This is a genomic window from Brevibacterium sp. (genome assembly GCF_031179145.1).
In the GTDB taxonomy this organism is placed as follows: Bacteria; Actinomycetota; Actinomycetes; order Actinomycetales; family Brevibacteriaceae; genus Brevibacterium.
In genome coordinates this window covers 80,041-95,502 of record NZ_JAPSIB010000014.1, presented here as the reverse complement: position 1 = coordinate 95,502, position 15,462 = coordinate 80,041, and the positions used below count along the sequence as shown (strand labels likewise).

The 15,462-nt window shown below is 66.0% G+C and carries 13 protein-coding genes; all 13 read right to left on the bottom strand.

The features are described from left to right. Window positions 1-55: 55 nt before the first annotated feature. Window positions 56-823, bottom strand: a complete 768-nt coding sequence (locus tag RIT73_RS11480; protein ID WP_309132213.1) for an MBL fold metallo-hydrolase — start codon at window positions 821-823, stop codon at window positions 56-58. Next, on the bottom strand, window positions 820-1,797 hold the full coding sequence (locus RIT73_RS11475) for a hypothetical protein (protein WP_309132212.1): 978 nt from the start codon (window positions 1,795-1,797) through the stop codon (window positions 820-822). Before RIT73_RS11475 ends, RIT73_RS11480 begins: the two co-directional genes overlap by 4 nt. Continuing rightward, window positions 1,787-2,260, bottom strand: a complete 474-nt coding sequence (locus tag RIT73_RS11470) for a RidA family protein (protein WP_309132211.1) — start codon at window positions 2,258-2,260, stop codon at window positions 1,787-1,789. The genes RIT73_RS11475 and RIT73_RS11470 overlap by 11 nt, the downstream gene beginning before the upstream one ends. An 85-nt stretch (window positions 2,261-2,345) precedes the next feature. Next, window positions 2,346-2,501: a hypothetical protein gene (locus tag RIT73_RS11465; protein WP_181778731.1), complete on the bottom strand. Its 156-nt coding sequence runs from the start codon at window positions 2,499-2,501 to the stop codon at window positions 2,346-2,348. 202 nt (window positions 2,502-2,703) lie between these two features. Further along, window positions 2,704-5,019: a transglycosylase domain-containing protein gene (locus tag RIT73_RS11460; RefSeq protein ID WP_309132210.1), complete on the bottom strand. Its 2,316-nt coding sequence runs from the start codon at window positions 5,017-5,019 to the stop codon at window positions 2,704-2,706. Between the two features lie 103 nt (window positions 5,020-5,122). Next, complete coding sequence (locus tag RIT73_RS11455; protein WP_309132209.1) at window positions 5,123-6,085, bottom strand: metallophosphoesterase; 963 nt, start codon at window positions 6,083-6,085, stop codon at window positions 5,123-5,125. Between the two features lie 32 nt (window positions 6,086-6,117). Continuing rightward, window positions 6,118-7,026 (bottom strand): metal ABC transporter permease, encoded by a 909-nt coding sequence (locus tag RIT73_RS11450; RefSeq protein ID WP_309132208.1) that lies wholly within the window; start codon window positions 7,024-7,026, stop codon window positions 6,118-6,120. After that, window positions 7,026-7,865 (bottom strand): ABC transporter ATP-binding protein, encoded by an 840-nt coding sequence (locus tag RIT73_RS11445; RefSeq protein ID WP_309132207.1) that lies wholly within the window; start codon window positions 7,863-7,865, stop codon window positions 7,026-7,028. The genes RIT73_RS11450 and RIT73_RS11445 overlap by 1 nt, the downstream gene beginning before the upstream one ends. Before the next feature lie 2 nt (window positions 7,866-7,867). Beyond that, window positions 7,868-8,953: a metal ABC transporter solute-binding protein, Zn/Mn family gene (locus tag RIT73_RS11440; RefSeq protein WP_309132206.1), complete on the bottom strand. Its 1,086-nt coding sequence runs from the start codon at window positions 8,951-8,953 to the stop codon at window positions 7,868-7,870. A gap of 119 nt (window positions 8,954-9,072) precedes the next feature. Beyond that, a complete protein-coding gene (locus RIT73_RS11435) occupies window positions 9,073-10,125 on the bottom strand; it encodes an aspartate-semialdehyde dehydrogenase (protein ID WP_309132205.1) in 1,053 nt (350 codons plus the stop codon). Then, window positions 10,122-11,447 carry an aspartate kinase gene (locus tag RIT73_RS11430; protein ID WP_309132204.1) on the bottom strand — a complete coding sequence of 442 codons (1,326 nt, stop codon included), beginning with the start codon at window positions 11,445-11,447 and terminating at the stop codon, window positions 10,122-10,124. The genes RIT73_RS11435 and RIT73_RS11430 overlap by 4 nt, the downstream gene beginning before the upstream one ends. A gap of 166 nt (window positions 11,448-11,613) precedes the next feature. Beyond that, on the bottom strand, window positions 11,614-12,219 hold the full coding sequence (recR, locus tag RIT73_RS11425; protein WP_309132203.1) for a recombination mediator RecR: 606 nt from the start codon (window positions 12,217-12,219) through the stop codon (window positions 11,614-11,616). Further along, complete coding sequence (locus RIT73_RS11420) at window positions 12,216-15,410, bottom strand: DNA polymerase III subunit gamma and tau (RefSeq protein ID WP_309132202.1); 3,195 nt, start codon at window positions 15,408-15,410, stop codon at window positions 12,216-12,218. Before RIT73_RS11420 ends, recR begins: the two co-directional genes overlap by 4 nt. Window positions 15,411-15,462 lie beyond the last annotated feature (52 nt).

Below are 15,462 nucleotides of genomic sequence, written 5' to 3'. Positions count from 1 at the left end.
GAACGCCCAGGTATTCGTACCCGGGCGTTCGTCGCGTAGCCGGAGTGGCCGCCGGTCAGGACACATCGTCGGGGGCGAGGGCTCCCAGGTAGCTCAGCTGTGCCCGCACGATCTGCTCGGCGGCGCCGCGGACGCTCGGGTCGACGTCGTGGTAGACGATGTCGCACACCTCGGCGGCTGTCCGTGCGCCCTGCTCCAGGGCGGCCTCCACTTGGGCGATCCTCTCCCGGCGGTAGCGGCGATAGTGCTCGAGCACCTCGGCGGGGTGGGCGATCGTGGGGCCGTGGGCGGGCTCGATCCGGTCGTACTCCCCCACCTCCAGCAGGGCGATGAGACGGTCGAGTGACTCCAGGTAGTGGGCGAGGGAGCCCTCCGGATGGGTGACGATCGTCGTCCCCTCCCCCAGCACGGTGTCGCCGCTGTAGAGCACCGCGTCGTGGAGCAGGCAGATGCTGTCCATCGTGTGCCCGGGCGTCGCCACCACGCGCACGACATCGGCCTCGTCGTCGCCGAATCCGATGCGGTCACCGTCGGCCACGGGAACCGCCAGACGGGAGAACTCCGGCAGGACGGCGTGGACGGGGACGCCGGGGCCCCACTCCTCGACGCTGCCGAGAAGCTCGGAATGATCCGCATGCTGATGGGTGAGGACGATGGCGGCGAGCCTGCGGTCCCCCACCTCGGCGAGGATGGCCTCCCGGTGCTCAGCGAGGTCCGGGCCGGGATCGATGAGCACTGCCGAACGGTTGTCCCTCGAGGTCAGGACGTAGGTGTTCGTGCCGGTCAGGGTCATCGGCGAGGGATTGTTCGCGCGGATTCTCATGACTCGTCGGTCTCCTCTGCGGGTGCCGGGGGCGCGGAGTCGTCGTCGCCCAGGGACACGAAGCCGGGGCTTTCGTCGTCCTCGTCGTCGCCGACGGCCACGGCATGGTCGCGCATCGTGCCCTTGCGATACAGGTCCCTGCCCGGTTGGACGATGAGCCTCCATTCGTCGTCTTCGCGCCCCACATCGGGCCGCAGCGGATGCACATCGCGGATCTGGGCCATGGCGGCGCCGACAGTCGGCACGGTGAGGAGGCTTTCGAGGACGAGGCGGGTGCTCGCCCCGACCCGGTTGGGATCGCCGCCCGTGTCAGCGAGGACCTCCTGCGGGCGCATCCACCCACCCGAGGTCTCGTTCGGCGACAGGAAGTCGACTTCCTGTCCGTAGGGCACCGTGGCGACGAAGTAGATCGTGTCGAAACGGTGCAGCTGCATCGTCGTGTTGATCCACCGCATCCACGGTTTGCACAGGTCGGGGCGGAGCTTGAGGTCCCGTTCGCGCAGGATCTGCGACCACGAGATCTCACTCGAGAACAGCCGCGAGCGGGTGGCCCGCCAATCGGTCTGCGGCTTGTCGACGATGTCGCGGTCGATGTTCTCCGCGAGCAGGATCCCGGTCGCTGCGAAGGCGATTCTGGCGGCGGCGGAGAAATGGTGCAGGGCGCGGGACTTGTTCTCGATCTTCAGAGCCCGGGCGCAGCGGGCCGAGTTCCAGCCCGCCAGCGGCAGCCTGCGCAGGTCACCCGAACGCAGGCTGCTCACCGGAAATGCCCACCGGTTGCGGTCCTCGACTCCGCGGGCGTCGAGCTGCCGGGTCACGAAGGTCTCGAGACCGTCGAGGGAGTCCCGGATCAGCACGATCGCCGAGGACGGCCGAGGCGCCTCGGAGGCGGGGGCCCGCCCCTCGGCCTGCCAGTGGTCGAGCAGCCACTGCAGTTCCGTGGAGACGGGCAGGGTGCGTCCGCTAAGCGGCATCGGCCTCGACTTCTACCACGACCTCGACCTCGACGGGGGTGCCGAGCGGAAGGGTGTTGACACCGACGGCGCTGCGGGCATGCTGACCGCGGTCGCCGAAGATCTCACCGTAGAGTTCGGAGACACCGTTGATGACGGCAGGCTGCTGCGTGAAGTCCGAGGTCGAGTTGACGAATCCGGTGACCTTGACGACGCGCACGATCTTGTCGAGGTCCCCGATCACGCCGGCGATGGCGGCAAGTGCGTTGAGCCCTGCGGTGCGGGCAAGCTGGTAGCCGGTGTCGACGTCGACATCCTCGCCGAGGTGACCGGTGACTTCCAGCTTCCCATCGACGACCGGGAGCTGGCCGGAGGTGTGGACGTAGTTGCCCGTGCGCAGGGCGGGGACATAGACGCCGGCCGGGGTGGGGACCGACGGCAGTGTCAGTCCGAGCTCAGCGATGCGGTCGAGAGTCTTCGACATTCGTTCTCCTTTGATGCGTTGGTGCGATAGAGGTGGTCGTGCAGCGGTGGTGCCGTGACGATGTTTCTGAGGCAGTGGTGCCGGGTCAGGCCTTGGGACGCTTGAGGTAGGCGACGAGACCATTGCCATCGGGACCGGGAACGACCTGCACCAGCTCGTATCCGTCCTCACCCCACTGGTCGAGGATCTGCTTCGTCGCGTGGACGATCAATGGCACGGTGACGTATTCCCACTTGGTCATGTCTCTCCTTCTTGAGTCCGAGAGCCGGACGGGGAGGTTTCGATCCGCCTCGGCTGTTTCGCTCTCAAGACTAGCGGAGAACACCGACGTTCATCACCATCCGGCTCGGAGTCCGAGCGCCTCCCAGAGGGGCACGGACGGAAGCAGGGTGGGGCGATCAGATCGATCGTCCCACCCTGCTCAGCACGAGTGCCTGGCTGGCTCAGTTTCCGCCGAGTCCGGGGTTGCCCCCGCCGCCGTTTCCGCCGCCGCCGTTTCCGCCGCCGCCGTTTCCGCCGCCGCGGTTTCCACCGTCATTGCCTCCGCCGTTTCCGCCGCCACCGTTTCCGCCGCCACCGCCGCCGCGGTTTCCACCGTCATTGCCGCCGCCTCCGCCGCCGCCCTGGTAGTACTTCGAGCTGGGGCGGGGGAAGCCGGTGTTACCCTTGGTCTCCTTGACCGCCCGGCTCATGTAGGCCTGCCAGGTCTTACCGGAGATCGTCGCGCCATAGATGCGGCCCGTGACCTTGCCCTTGCCATTGCGGCGCCAGTCGCGGGTTCCGCTCGGGTCACCGGTCCAGACCGCGGTCGACAGCGTCTTCGTGAACCCGAGCAGCCACGAATGACCAACTTCGAAGTTCGTCGTACCGGTCTTCGCACCTGCCGGAACACCGATGCCCAGGCCCGTGGTCGTACCACCGTTGAACGTCTGCGTCAGAGCGTAGGCGACGCCCCGAGCCACGTCCTTGTCGAGGACCTTCTTGCACTCCCCACCGGGAACCTTGAGCTTCTCTCCGTTGCGGTCGCGGATCTCGAGGATCGGCTTTGGCCCGCAGAACTCACCATCATTGGCGAAGGTGGCGAAGGCCGCAGCCATCGCGATCGGCGTGGTCTCCACAGTACCGAGGATGGACGCCGGTGACAGCGCCTGGATGAAGCCGCTCTTGTCGGCCTTGTCGAGCGGCTCGCCACTTCCGTAGCGGATGCCCAGATCCGTCGCAGTATCCATGATTTTGCACATGTTGAGCTGGTTGCCCATCGCGGCATACGCGGTGTTCACAGATCCCTTGGTGGCGGCCAGCGCGGTCATCGACCCCTTGCCGTCACCATCGCCTGCGTTCCTCGGGTTCCAGTCTCCGCCCATGACCGGGCAGCCGCTGTACTTCCATGAACTGGCCGGGAAGTTACGGGGAGTCGCATTCACCGTCGCATTCAGGCTCCTGCCCGATTTGAGCCAGGTCGCGAGCACGAATGGCTTCCATGTCGAACCGACCTGGAACCCATTGCCGCCGTTGTGCTTGCGGTCGACCGTGTAGTTGATGCTGGTCTTCTTGTTCTTGTCCTTCTTCTCGATCTCGGACACCGTGTAATCACGGTTCTGAGCCATCGCGATGACCTCGCCGGTACCGGGCTCGACCGTGACGATGGCGTGGCCGGCGCCCGAGGGATCGCCCACCGGCACGCGCTTCTTCACCTGCTTGTCGGCGATCTCCTGGATCTTCGGATTAAGACTGGTCTTGATCGTCAGACCGCCGCGCTTGAGGAAGGCGATCCGGTCGTCGACGGTCTTTCCATAGGTCTCGTCGTTGAGGATGACGTTCTCCACATAGTCGCAGAAGAACTGAGCCTGGTGCTTCGCTGCCGAGCATCCGTTCGGGTTCTCGTGGATGTCGAGGTCGAGCCCCGTCTTCACGGCCTTGTCGTGTTCTTCCTGGGTGATGTGCTTGTATTTGAGCATCTGGCCCAGTACGACGTTGCGGCGTTTGAGCACCTGATCGGGGAATCGCTGTGGGTTGAACGCCGACGGGTTCTGCACGATGCCGGCGAGCATCGCCGCCTGCTGGATGTTGAGATCCTTCGCGGAGATGCCCCAGTAGCGGTAGGCGGCAGCTTCGACGCCGTAGACGTTCGGCAGGCCCGAGTAGTTGTTGATGTTCATGTACCGGTTGAGAATCTCTTCCTTGGGGTACTTGTTCTCAACCGCGACGGCCAGTTTCGCCTCGCGCAGCTTGCGGGCGTATCCGGCGGTGCCTTCGGACTCCTTGGCCGCCTCGACGCCTTCCCTGTTGTCCTCGGCATGGGCGTTCTCGGCCAGGACGTTCTTCACGTACTGCTGAGTCAGGGTCGAACCGCCCTGCGTCGTCGAGGACACCATGTTGTGCACGGCGGCACGGGCGATGCCCTCGATGTCGACACCGCCGTGTTCGAAGAAACGATAGTCCTCGACAGCGATCGTCGCATCCTGCATCGCCTCGGAGATGTCCTCGAGCGGCACTTCGACGCGGTTCTGCCAGTAGAATTCGGCGATCTCCGAGCCGTCGGCGGCCAGCATCGTCGACTTCTCGCCGAGATCCTGTTCTTCGAGGGTCGCCGGCAGCGCATTGAAGATATCGACAGCGCTGTTCGCGCTTGCCGTCGCCACCCCGACCCCGGGGATGGCAAGGCCGGCTGCAACGATTCCAGCCACCGCACTCACGGCCACGAACTGGAGGAACGCGGCCTTCTTGGTGGGATTGGGATTTGACTCAGGAGACACCATGGGTCAAGTTTAGCCAATCGGAATGGAGGGCTTTCTCAGACAACGCCGAAAGTGCCCCATTCACAGTCTCCGCGCATGGTTGTTCCCGAGCCGACGCACGGCCTCAGCTGATCCTGGGCACCAGGGTGAGCAGGCTGACTTCGGGGCGACACGCGAAGCGCACCGGCGAATAGGGTGAGAAGCCGAGTCCTGCCGAGATCTCCACGAGTGACCTCCGGTAGGGGAACACTCCCCTGGCCCGGGTCCGGTCCAGATCGCAGTTGGTCACCGGCGCACCCCAGAACGGAACCCGGATCTGGCCCCCGTGAGTGTGCCCTGTCATGATCAGATCAGCCCCCGCCGAGGCGAAAGCCTCCAGAGTGCGCGAGTACGGAGCGTGGGTGACGCCGATCCTCAGATCCGCTTCGGTTCCGAACCGGGGGAACTCACGCGCCTCGTCGGAGCGGATCCGGTCGCGATCGATATGGGCGTCGCCAAGTCCGCACAGGTCGATGCGGGTGCCGCGGATGTCCAGGGTCACCTCGGCGTTGTCGAGGAAGGTCCACCCACCGGCCGGACGTTCACCGGTGCGCGTACCGGCACGTTCACCGGTGCGGGGCCCGGCTTCGAAGCCGCGGATGAGAGCGTCGACATCGAGGTCGGGTTCGGTGCGGTGCCTGACCGACGAGTTCGAGCGCAGATATCCGGCCGGGTTCTTCGCCTTCGGCGAGAAGAAGTCGTTGGACCCGAGGACGAAGACACCGGGAACGGCGAGCAGGCCCTCGAACACGTCGAGGACCTGCTCGACGATGTCCGCCGAGAGATTGTCGCCGGTGTTGACGACCACGTCCGGCTCCAGCCGAGTCAGCGCTCTGACCCACGCGGCGCGATGCTTCTGCCAGGGCGCCAGGTGCAGATCGGAGACGTGCAGGACCCGGATGCGCTCATGGCCGGCGGGGAGGACGGGCAGCGTGTAGCGGCGGATCGCGAACAGGTGCGGCTCGATCGCCGCACCCCAGATTCCGGCGGAGATCCCCGCGGCCGCCGGCAGCGCAACGGCGGCCGCGGCAAGGGCACGTTTCTTCATGCGCTCCACTCTATCCGCCCGCCCGCAGGCGTTCAGACGGACGCGATGCGGCTCTCGTGGAGTTCGGCCTCGCGGACCGCCCGGCGACGATGCAGCGACTTCAGCCGTCTCTGACCGGCGAGCCTGCAGACCAGGTAGATGAGGAATGAGATCGTCGTGACGAAGGGGCTGATCGGCACCACCGGCGAGGCCAGCGCGATGAGGATGCCGCCGACGGAGGCAGTGACGGCGAAGATCACGCTGAGCACCGGCACCCACACCGGCGACGCCGAGATCTGAGTGGCGGCCGCCGCCGGGGTGATGAGCAGGGCCAGGACGAGGAGCACCCCGACGACCTGCACGCTCAGGGCCACGGCCAAACCGAGCACGAGCATGAACACGATGGTCAGAACGCCCACCGGCACGCCCTTCGCGCGCGCCACCTCGGGGTCGAGGCTGGCGAACAGGAGGGGGCGCCAGACGATCGCGAGCACGATGAGCACGAGGATCGAGCACACGACGAGGGTCAGGATCTGGCCTGGGCTGATCGCGACGATCTGCCCCGTGAGCAGGCCGAACTTACTGGCCGAACGCCCGTCGTAGAGGGCGAGGAAGAGGATGGCCAGACCCAGGCCGAAGGGCATGAGCACACCGATGATGGCGTTCTTCTCCGAGGCCCGAGCCCCGCCGATGCCGATGAGCAGGGCAGCCAGGAGCGACCCGATGATCGACCCGTTGACGACGTCGAAGCCGACGAGCAGGGCGAAGGCAGCTCCGGCGAAGGACAGTTCGGAGACCCCGTGCACGGCGAACGGGATGTCCCGGGCCATGACGAAGACGCTGATCAGCCCCCCGACGACACCGAGGAGTCCGGCCGCGATGAGGGAGTTCGCGAGCAGCGCGACGAGTTCGCCGTAGTCCTCGAAGGTGAACAGGGTTCCCCAGATCTCCTGCATCGACATCAGATGGCCCCCCGGTCCGGAATCAGTTCGTCTTCGTGCACATGGTGGTCGACGCATTCCGCCTCGCCGCCGACGACGACGAGGCGTCCACCCACCTCCACGACCTCGACCCGCGAGCCGTAGAGGCGGCTGAGCGATTCGGTGGTCATCACCTCGGCGGGGGTGCCGACGAGGAAATGACCGCCGACGATGTAGAGGACCCGGTCGACGTAGGGCAGGATCGGATTGATCTCGTGGGTGACGAAGACGACTGCGGTGTTGCGGGTGACCCGCTGCTCGTTGAGGAGCGCGGCGACGATCCTCTGATGATGGATGTCAAGCGAGAGCAGAGGCTCGTCGCACAGGAGGACGGACGGATCGTTCGCCAGTGCCTGTGCCACGCGCAGCCGCTGGAGCTCGCCGCCGGAGAGAGTCCCGGCGGGAGCATCGGCATAGCTGCCGGCTCCCACCGCGTCGAGCAGGGCATCGACCTTCTGCCTCCGGCTCCGGGACGGCCTGCCTGTTCCCCACCGGTGCCCGTCGATGCCCATCCGCACGAGGTCGCGGCCCCGCATCGGCGTGTGTTGGTCGATCCCGCGCTGCTGCGGAATGTATCCGATCGCCGGGTTGCCGGCGTGGACGTTCTTCCCGTTGATCTCGGCCGTGCCGCGGTAGAGCGTGTGCTGACCGAGGAGCACCTTGAGCAGCGAGGTCTTGCCGGTGCCGTTGGGGCCGAGGACGGCGAGGAACTCTCCGGGCTCGACATCGAGGTCGAGCCCATGCCAGAGCACCCGCTCCCCGAACCGCAGCTGGGCGTCGCGCAGGCTGAGCACCGGCGTATGTCTGTCCTCTGTCGCCATTCTCAGTGTTCGTGCCCTTCGAGTGCTTCCGAGATCGCGGTGATGTAGGTGCCCATCCAGTCCGCATAGTGCGTGTCGGCGGGCATGGTCTCGGCAAGGTCGACGATGGGGATCTCCGACTTCTCGGCCGCGGCCTTGAGCTCCTCCGCCTGCGGTCCTGCCGCCTGCGTATTGTATCCGAGCAGGACGACGTCACCGTCGGACAACTGCTCCTCAGCCTTCCTCAGCACGAGCGGCGGGACGTCATTGCCGTCTTCGACGGCGGAGAGGAATTCGGTGGAGACGACGTTCTCCAGTCCCATGTCCTCGAACAGCCACAGCGGCACCGGTTCCGTCGCCGCCACCTTCTCCCCGCCATGGGTCGTCTTCGCAGCGTCGATCGACGACTGCAGCTTGCCCAGGGTCTTCTTGTAGTTCGCCGCGTTCGCCGTGAAGTCGTCCTTGTGCGCAGGTTCGGCCTCGCCGAGGTGGACCGCGACCTCGTCGACGAGCTTCGTCATCGTCGGGACCGAGTACCAGAGGTGCTCGTTGAACGAACCGTGGTCGTGGCCTTCGGCTTCGTGGGCGTGGCCTTCGGCTTCGTGGGCGTGGCCTTCCGCTTCGTGGGCGTGGCCTTCCGCTTCGTGCGCGTGGCCTTCGTGGCCCTCCGCTTCGGCCTCGTGGGCGTGGCCATCGGCACCTTCTTCGCCGTGCGCATGCGGCTCATTGGTCAGCTCTTCAGAGCCGGGCAGACCGGAGATCGACACCACGTCGAGGACGTCGGCCTTCGCATCGGAGGCCTCGAGCATGGTTGTCATGAACGAGTCGTAGCCGCCGCCGTTCTGGACGACGAGGTCGGCTTTCGACAGCTTGAGACGGTCCCGGGTCGTCGCCTCGTAGGAATGAGGATCCTGGTTCGGGTCCTCGATGATCGGGGAGACCTCAGCGAAGTCGCCTGCCACCTGGGACACGATGTCAGCGTAGACGTTCGTCGAGGTGACGACGGACAGCTCGGTCGACCCCGACGCCTGTCCCCCGCACCCGCTGAGAGCGAGAACAGAAGCGGCGGCGGAGACTGCGGCGGTGAGTCCGACGCGGGAAGTGAACATGATGGGGCCCTTCAGGCTGAGTTGTGATCGTCAGAAGTGCTTTCGCGCATCGATCACGATACTCAGCCAGAGGGCCCATCACTAATATAAATATTTATATATAGCAACCTGTTTATGCTTCAGGCCGCCCGCGACTCGAGCTTCGCTGCCAGCAGCGCCGCGATCTGCACGGTGTTCAGCGCTGCGCCCTTGCGCAGATTGTCGTTCGAGACGAAGAGGACGAGACCCTTCCCCTCCGGCGCCGACTGATCGGCACGGATCCGACCCACGTAGCTCGGGTCCTGACCAGCGGCCTTCAACGGCGTGGGAACCTCGTCGAGCACGACTCCGGGCGCCTCGGCCAGCACCTCGGCGGCGCGCTGCGGAGTGATCTCCGAGTCGAACTCCGCATGGATGCTCAGCGAGTGGCCGGTGAACACGGGCACGCGCACGCAGGTGCCGGCGACCAGGAGGTCGGGCAGGCCGAGGATCTTCCGACTCTCGTTGCGCAGCTTCTTCTCCTCATCCGTCTCCAGCTCACCGTCGTCGACGATGCTTCCGGCCATCGGGAGCACGTTGAACGCGATCGGTTCCACGTACTTCTGCGGCTCCGGCAACTCGACGGCACTGCCGTCAGTGGCAAGCTTCCGGGCCTCCGGGATTCCGGCTTCGAGCTGTCCGGCGAGCTCTTCGACGCCGCCGAGTCCGGAACCGGACACCGCCTGGTAGGTGCTGACGATGAGGCGTTTGAGCCCCGCCTCGGCGTGGAGGGCCTTGAGGACCGGCATCGCCGCCATCGTCGTGCAGTTCGGGTTGGCGATGATGCCCTTGGGCAGCGAGTCGAGCGCATCGGGGTTGACCTCGCTGACGACCAGCGGGACCTCGGGATCGGAGCGCCAGGCCGACGAGTTGTCGACCACGATGACCCCGGCCGCAGCGAATCGCTCTGCCTGTGCCCGAGAGGTGGCCCCGCCCGCGGAGAACAGGGCGATGTCGAGTCCGGTGGGATCCGCCTCGGCGGCGTCCTCGACCACGATCTCCTGGCCCTTGAACTCCACCGTCTTGCCTGCGGAGCGCGCCGAGGCGAAGAGGCGCAGGGTGTTGATCTCGAACCCGGGATCAGCGGCCAACAGGTCGAGCATGACGCCGCCCACCTGGCCAGTGGCTCCGACTACTCCGATATTGACGCTCATCGTCCGGTTCCTCCATAAACTACGGCTTCGTCCTGATCACTGTCGAGCCCGTACGCCGCGTGTGCAGCACGGACGGCGTCGTCGAGGAGATCGACTCGCGTGACGACGCTGATGCGGATCTCCGAGGTGGAGATCATGTCGATGTTGACCTGAGCGTTGCTCAGGGCTTCGAAGAGTGTGGCGGTGACACCCGGGTGGGAGCGCATTCCGGCGCCGACGACCGAGAGCTTGCCGATCTGATCGTCATAGCGAACCTGGTCGAATCCGATCGATTCCTTCGCCGAGTCGAGCGCCTCGAGGGCTTTCGCGCCGTCGGTCATCGGCAGGGTGAAGGAGATGTCGGTCTTGCCCGGTTCCCGCGTGGAGATGTTCTGCACGATCATGTCGATGTCGATCTCCTGCGCGGCCACGGTCTTGAAGATCTCGGCAGCTTTGCCGGGGACGTCGGGAACACCGACGATCGTGACCTTGGCCTCCGAGCGGTCGTGCGCGACCCCGGAGATGATTGCCTGTTCCATGGTGGACTCCGTTTCTGTTTCCGCTGCAGAGGCCTTCGAGCTCTGTGCCGGCCGGAAGGCTTCGGGGATGGGTGAGTCGGTCACCCAGGTGCCTTGTTTGCGTGAGAATGACGACCGCACGTGCACCGGCACGTTGTATCGCCGCGCGTATTCGACGCACCGGAGCATGAGGACTTTGGCACCCGAGGCGGCCATCTCCATCATCTCTTCGTAGCCGATCTCGTCGATCTTGCGGGCGCTGGCGACGATGCGGGGATCGGCGGTGAAGACCCCGTCCACATCAGTGTAGATCTCGCAGACATCGGCGTTGAGCGCGGCTGCCAGCGCCACCGCGGTGGTGTCGGAGCCGCCGCGACCGAGGGTCGTGATGTTCTTCGCGGTCTGGCTGACTCCCTGGAAACCGGCCACGATGGCGATGTTTCCGTCGTCGAGCGCCGAGCGGATGCGGCCGGGGGTGACGTCGATGATCCGAGCTTTGCCGAACTGCTCGTCGGTGATCACTCCGGCCTGCGACCCGGTGAAGGACTGTGCTTCGAAGCCGAGATTGGCGATCGCCATGGCGAGAACCGCCATGGAGATGCGCTCACCTGCAGTCAGCAGCATGTCGAGTTCGCGGGCCGGAGGAAGAGGTGAGACCTGCTGCGCGAGGTCGATGAGATCGTCGGTGCTGTCGCCCATCGCTGACACGACGACGACGACTTCATGACCGGCCTGCCGGTATTCGACGATTCTCTGAGCGACGCGCTTGACCGATTCTGCATCGGCCACCGAGGATCCGCCGAACTTCTGGACGACTATGCTCACTGCAGTCTCTTCCCTTTCGCTTATGCGTTCCGTGCTGGGCCGCAGCTGCACCCGTCCAGGCAGCTGCCGCGTCCCGGGCACCCCCACCATTGTAGGAGGTGGACCACACGCGGACTCCACCTGCCCGTCATTCAGACACCTCTGTGACGGATGCTCGGCCGGAGACTCAGTCCATCTCGCGGCGTCCGGAGAAGGCGCGGCCCAGGGTGACCTCGTCGGCGTACTCCAAGTCTCCGCCCACGGGAAGGCCCGAGGCCAGCCTCGTGACGGTGACACCGAGGGAACTGAGCAGGCGCACCAGGTACGTGGCCGTCGCTTCACCCTCGAGATTCGGGTCAGTGGCGATCACACACTCCTTGACCTCACTGTCCTGAAGCCGGGGCATCAGTTCTCTGATCCGCAGGTTGTCAGGTCCGACACCGGCCATCGGATCGATCGCTCCCCCGAGCACATGGTAGAGGCCCCGGTACTCTCGAGTGCGTTCGATCGCGACGACATCCTTGGGCTCTTCGACCACACAGATGATCGACCGGTCGCGGCGCGGATCCTGACAGACCGTGCACTCGGACTCCTCCGACACGTTGCCGCAGATGTCGCAGAAACGCACACGCTTCTTGACGTCGGTCAGCGCTTGAGCGAGGGCATTCACATCGTTCGCATCCGACTGGAGGATGTGGAACGCGAGCCGCTGGGCCGATTTCGGGCCGATCCCCGGAAGCTTGCCGAACTCCTCGACCAGGTCCTGCAGGGCACCTTCATAAACCGCGCTCATACTTCTCTTTCATCGATGATTTCTCCGCCGAGGACCCGGGCGATGACTGCGACCCCCATCTGCGGCGCCTCGGAGACGTCCAGATCCGTCTCCGGATCGTACTCGTCCTCGTCGCTGCCCGTCGCCGGCGTCTGGGTTCGATCAGCAGTCGCGACTGAAGCCGCTCCCATCGAGCTGTGCTCATTGCCGTAGGACTGTGGGGGCGGTTCCGGCGCTTCGGCGCCGTATCTCTGCGCAATAGCCGCGAAACGGGACGTGAACGCCTTGCCGTTCGCGGGCGTGGCGGGGGTAGGAGCCGACTGCGGAGAGGACGGAACGTCTCTGCCCGGACCGTTGTGGTTTGCATGACCGTTGCTGCCTGCAGGACCGCTGCCGGTCGGACTCTCGCCCTCAGCCATGAAGTCGACATCCGGATCGCCGTAGGCCCCGAGGTAGTCGAGATCGTCATCCTCGGGCGGCGGCACGACGAGGGCACCGACTTCCACGGCGCCGGCCCCGGCACTGGTGGGGTCACTGGGACCGGGCGACTGCGGGGCGTCGTTCCAAGCGGGCTCTTCCCACCGAGGCTGCACGTACTCCACGGGCGTTTCGAAGTCCTGGTCCGCGTCTCCCCGCCGCGCTGCAAAGGTGGAGCGATCCGTGTCGGCGGCGCGGCCGGACATCGAGCGACCCGTCTCTGCGGACGATGAGTACTCCGACGGCGCTATGAAGTCGTCGTCGGACAGATCAGGAACAACGATCTCCGGTTCGTCGAGGTCAGTGACGTCGCGCTCATCGCCGACAGAGTCGTGCTCATCGCTCGCAGCCTCGTGCTGCGACATCACTCCTGCAGGACCGAAGTCCGGAACCGAGTCGGTATGGCTGTCCGCAGCTTCGGCATGGTTGCCTGCAGCTGAGGCAGAGCGGTCATCCGGGTCGGTTGCCGGACGGCTGCTTTCTGCAGACGATTCGCCGTCGGCATCACGCCCGGGCGACGCCTGAGCTGAGCGACTATCGGGTGTTGCCTGAGGGGAAGGCTGCTCCCCCGCCGGTTCGCCCTCCTCGTCGTCGGTGGACCAAGGGCCCTGCGCTGAATCGTTCGTCTCCCAGAACTTCTCGTGGTCGACCTGCGGCTTGTCGACCTCCCGAGGACCGACGACCGCCGCGATCTCCTGTGGGCTCGGCCGACGTGAGTTGGACTCGGGACCTCGATTGCCGATGAAGTCGTCGGGCGCGGTGTTCGGACTGCCTGAGACCGAATGACCTCCGCCGCCGAACTCCCCCTGCCCGGAACTGCCAGTCAGGCGACCGACGTCGCCGATGTCGATTCCGGCCTGAATGCCGAGCACATCGTTGATCGCCAGCGCCAGCTTCGCGGCATGATCGCGCTGCTGGAAGCCCTGGACGGATCCCGCGTTGTTGAAGCCCAGATAGAGGACGCCGTTCGTGAACGTCTGAGGAATCGCATTCGCGGCGATGATCGCCCGGGTGAGACGGCTGCGCTTCTCGACAGCAGCGAGAATGCTCGGCCAAGCTCGACGGATCGCTTCGATCTCCCCGCCAACGCCTCCTGCGCCGGGACCGGCGGGACCGGCCTGCTGCGAGTGATCGTCTCCTGCAGATTGAGACGGAGCCTGAGACGCAACCTGGCTCGACTGCGGAGGCTGGGGCGCCGGTCGCGATTGCGGCTGGGGCGCCTGCTCTGCCGGTCGCGGCTGCGGCGGCGATTGCTGCGGCTGACTCTGTGCCTGCTGCTGATGGCGGGGCTCTTCCCTCGCCTCCGGCGATTGCGTCTGCCGAGCCGCCGGAGGCTGAGTCGGTTCCTGCAGCATCGACTCGGCGGCCGCGGCCATTGCCGTCAGCTCATCGATGTCGTCAGTGCTCGGGCCGCCCTGTGCCGTCGGCGGTTGCTGAGCAGCGCCCTGAGCCGCGGGCGACGACTGCGGCTGAGTCTGCTGGGAACCACCGGAATCAGAGCCCCCCGATGCAGGCTCCGCCGAATCGGTTCCGGATGCGACAGCGGGAACACTGGTGGTCACTCCCGTCGGCGACATTCCGATCCGGCGCTCCATCCGCTCGACCCGGCTGAGCACGGCGTCACGACCGCGTCCCGAGCCCGGCAGGAGGATGCGCGCGCAGATCAGCTCCAGCTGCAGCCTCGGCGAAGTCGCCCCGGACATCTCGGTCAATCCCTGGTTGAGCAGATCGGCAGCGCGTGAGAGCTCTGCCTGACCGAAGCCGCGTGCCTGCAACGTCAACCGTTCGAGACGGTCCGGCGGCACTTCTGGCAGGAAGGCATGGGCAGCCTCGGGGGCGGCGTGGATGACGATGAGGTCGCGCATCCGCTCGAGCAGATCTTCGACGAATCGCCGCGGATCCTGACCGGACTCGATGACCCGCTCGACGGCACGGTAGACGCCACCACCGTCGCCGGCGGAGAACGCGTCGACGATGTCGCTGAGCAGGGAATCCGGAGTGTAGCCGAGCAGCGCGATCGCGGTCGCATAGTCGACGCCGTTGGGTCCCGAGCCCGCGATCAGCTGGTCGAGGACCGACAGTGTGTCACGCACGGAACCACCGCCCGCGCGCACGACCAAAGGCAGCACGCCCTTGGCCACCTGCACGTTCTCTCGTCGGCAGAGCTCGTCGAGGTAGTTGCCCAGGGCCTCGGGCGGGACGAGGCGGAACGGATAGTGGTGGGTGCGCGACCGGATGGTGCCGATGACCTTCTCCGGCTCGGTCGTCGCGAAGATGAACTTGATGTGGGGAGGCGGCTCCTCGACGATCTTGAGCAGGGCGTTGAAGCCCTGCGAGGTGACCATGTGCGCCTCATCGAGGATGAAGACCTTGAAACGGTCCCGGGCAGGCGCATAGACCGCGCGCTCACGCAGATCACGCGCATCGTCGACGCCGTTGTGGCTGGCCGCATCGATCTCCACGACGTCCAGGGAGCCGGGACCGCCATTGGCCAGGTCCCGACAGCTCGGGCACTCGCCGCAGGGAACAGGGGTCGGCCCCTTCTCGCAGTTGAGGCACCGCGCCAGGATCCGCGCCGAGGTGGTCTTTCCGCAGCCTCGCGGTCCGGAGAAGAGGTAGGCATGGTTGATGCGACCACGCTCGATGGCGGCCTTCAGCGGATCGGTCACATGCTCTTGGCCGATGACCTCGTCGAAGGTCTCTGGACGGTATCTTCTGTACAGTGCGGTGGACACGGGACTAGCCTACTGCCACGCCCTGACGCGGCGCATCGGCCAGACCACCATT

Bases quoted from the DNA above. Each gene is read 5' to 3' on its own strand.
- recR (WP_309132203.1), bottom strand. From the start codon at position 12,219: ATGAGCGCGGTTTATGAAGGTGCCCTGCAGGACCTGGTCGAGGAGTTC.
- RIT73_RS11470 (WP_309132211.1), bottom strand. From the start codon at position 2,260: ATGTCGAAGACTCTCGACCGCATCGCTGAGCTCGGACTGACACTGCCG.
- RIT73_RS11435 (WP_309132205.1), bottom strand. From the start codon at position 10,125: ATGAGCGTCAATATCGGAGTAGTCGGAGCCACTGGCCAGGTGGGCGGC.
- RIT73_RS11440 (WP_309132206.1), bottom strand. From the start codon at position 8,953: ATGTTCACTTCCCGCGTCGGACTCACCGCCGCAGTCTCCGCCGCCGCT.
- RIT73_RS11465 (WP_181778731.1), bottom strand. From the start codon at position 2,501: ATGACCAAGTGGGAATACGTCACCGTGCCATTGATCGTCCACGCGACG.
- RIT73_RS11455 (WP_309132209.1), bottom strand. From the start codon at position 6,085: ATGAAGAAACGTGCCCTTGCCGCGGCCGCCGTTGCGCTGCCGGCGGCC.
- RIT73_RS11480 (WP_309132213.1), bottom strand. From the start codon at position 823: ATGAGAATCCGCGCGAACAATCCCTCGCCGATGACCCTGACCGGCACG.
- RIT73_RS11460 (WP_309132210.1), bottom strand. From the start codon at position 5,019: ATGGTGTCTCCTGAGTCAAATCCCAATCCCACCAAGAAGGCCGCGTTC.
- RIT73_RS11475 (WP_309132212.1), bottom strand. From the start codon at position 1,797: ATGCCGCTTAGCGGACGCACCCTGCCCGTCTCCACGGAACTGCAGTGG.
- RIT73_RS11445 (WP_309132207.1), bottom strand. From the start codon at position 7,865: ATGGCGACAGAGGACAGACATACGCCGGTGCTCAGCCTGCGCGACGCC.
- RIT73_RS11450 (WP_309132208.1), bottom strand. From the start codon at position 7,026: ATGTCGATGCAGGAGATCTGGGGAACCCTGTTCACCTTCGAGGACTAC.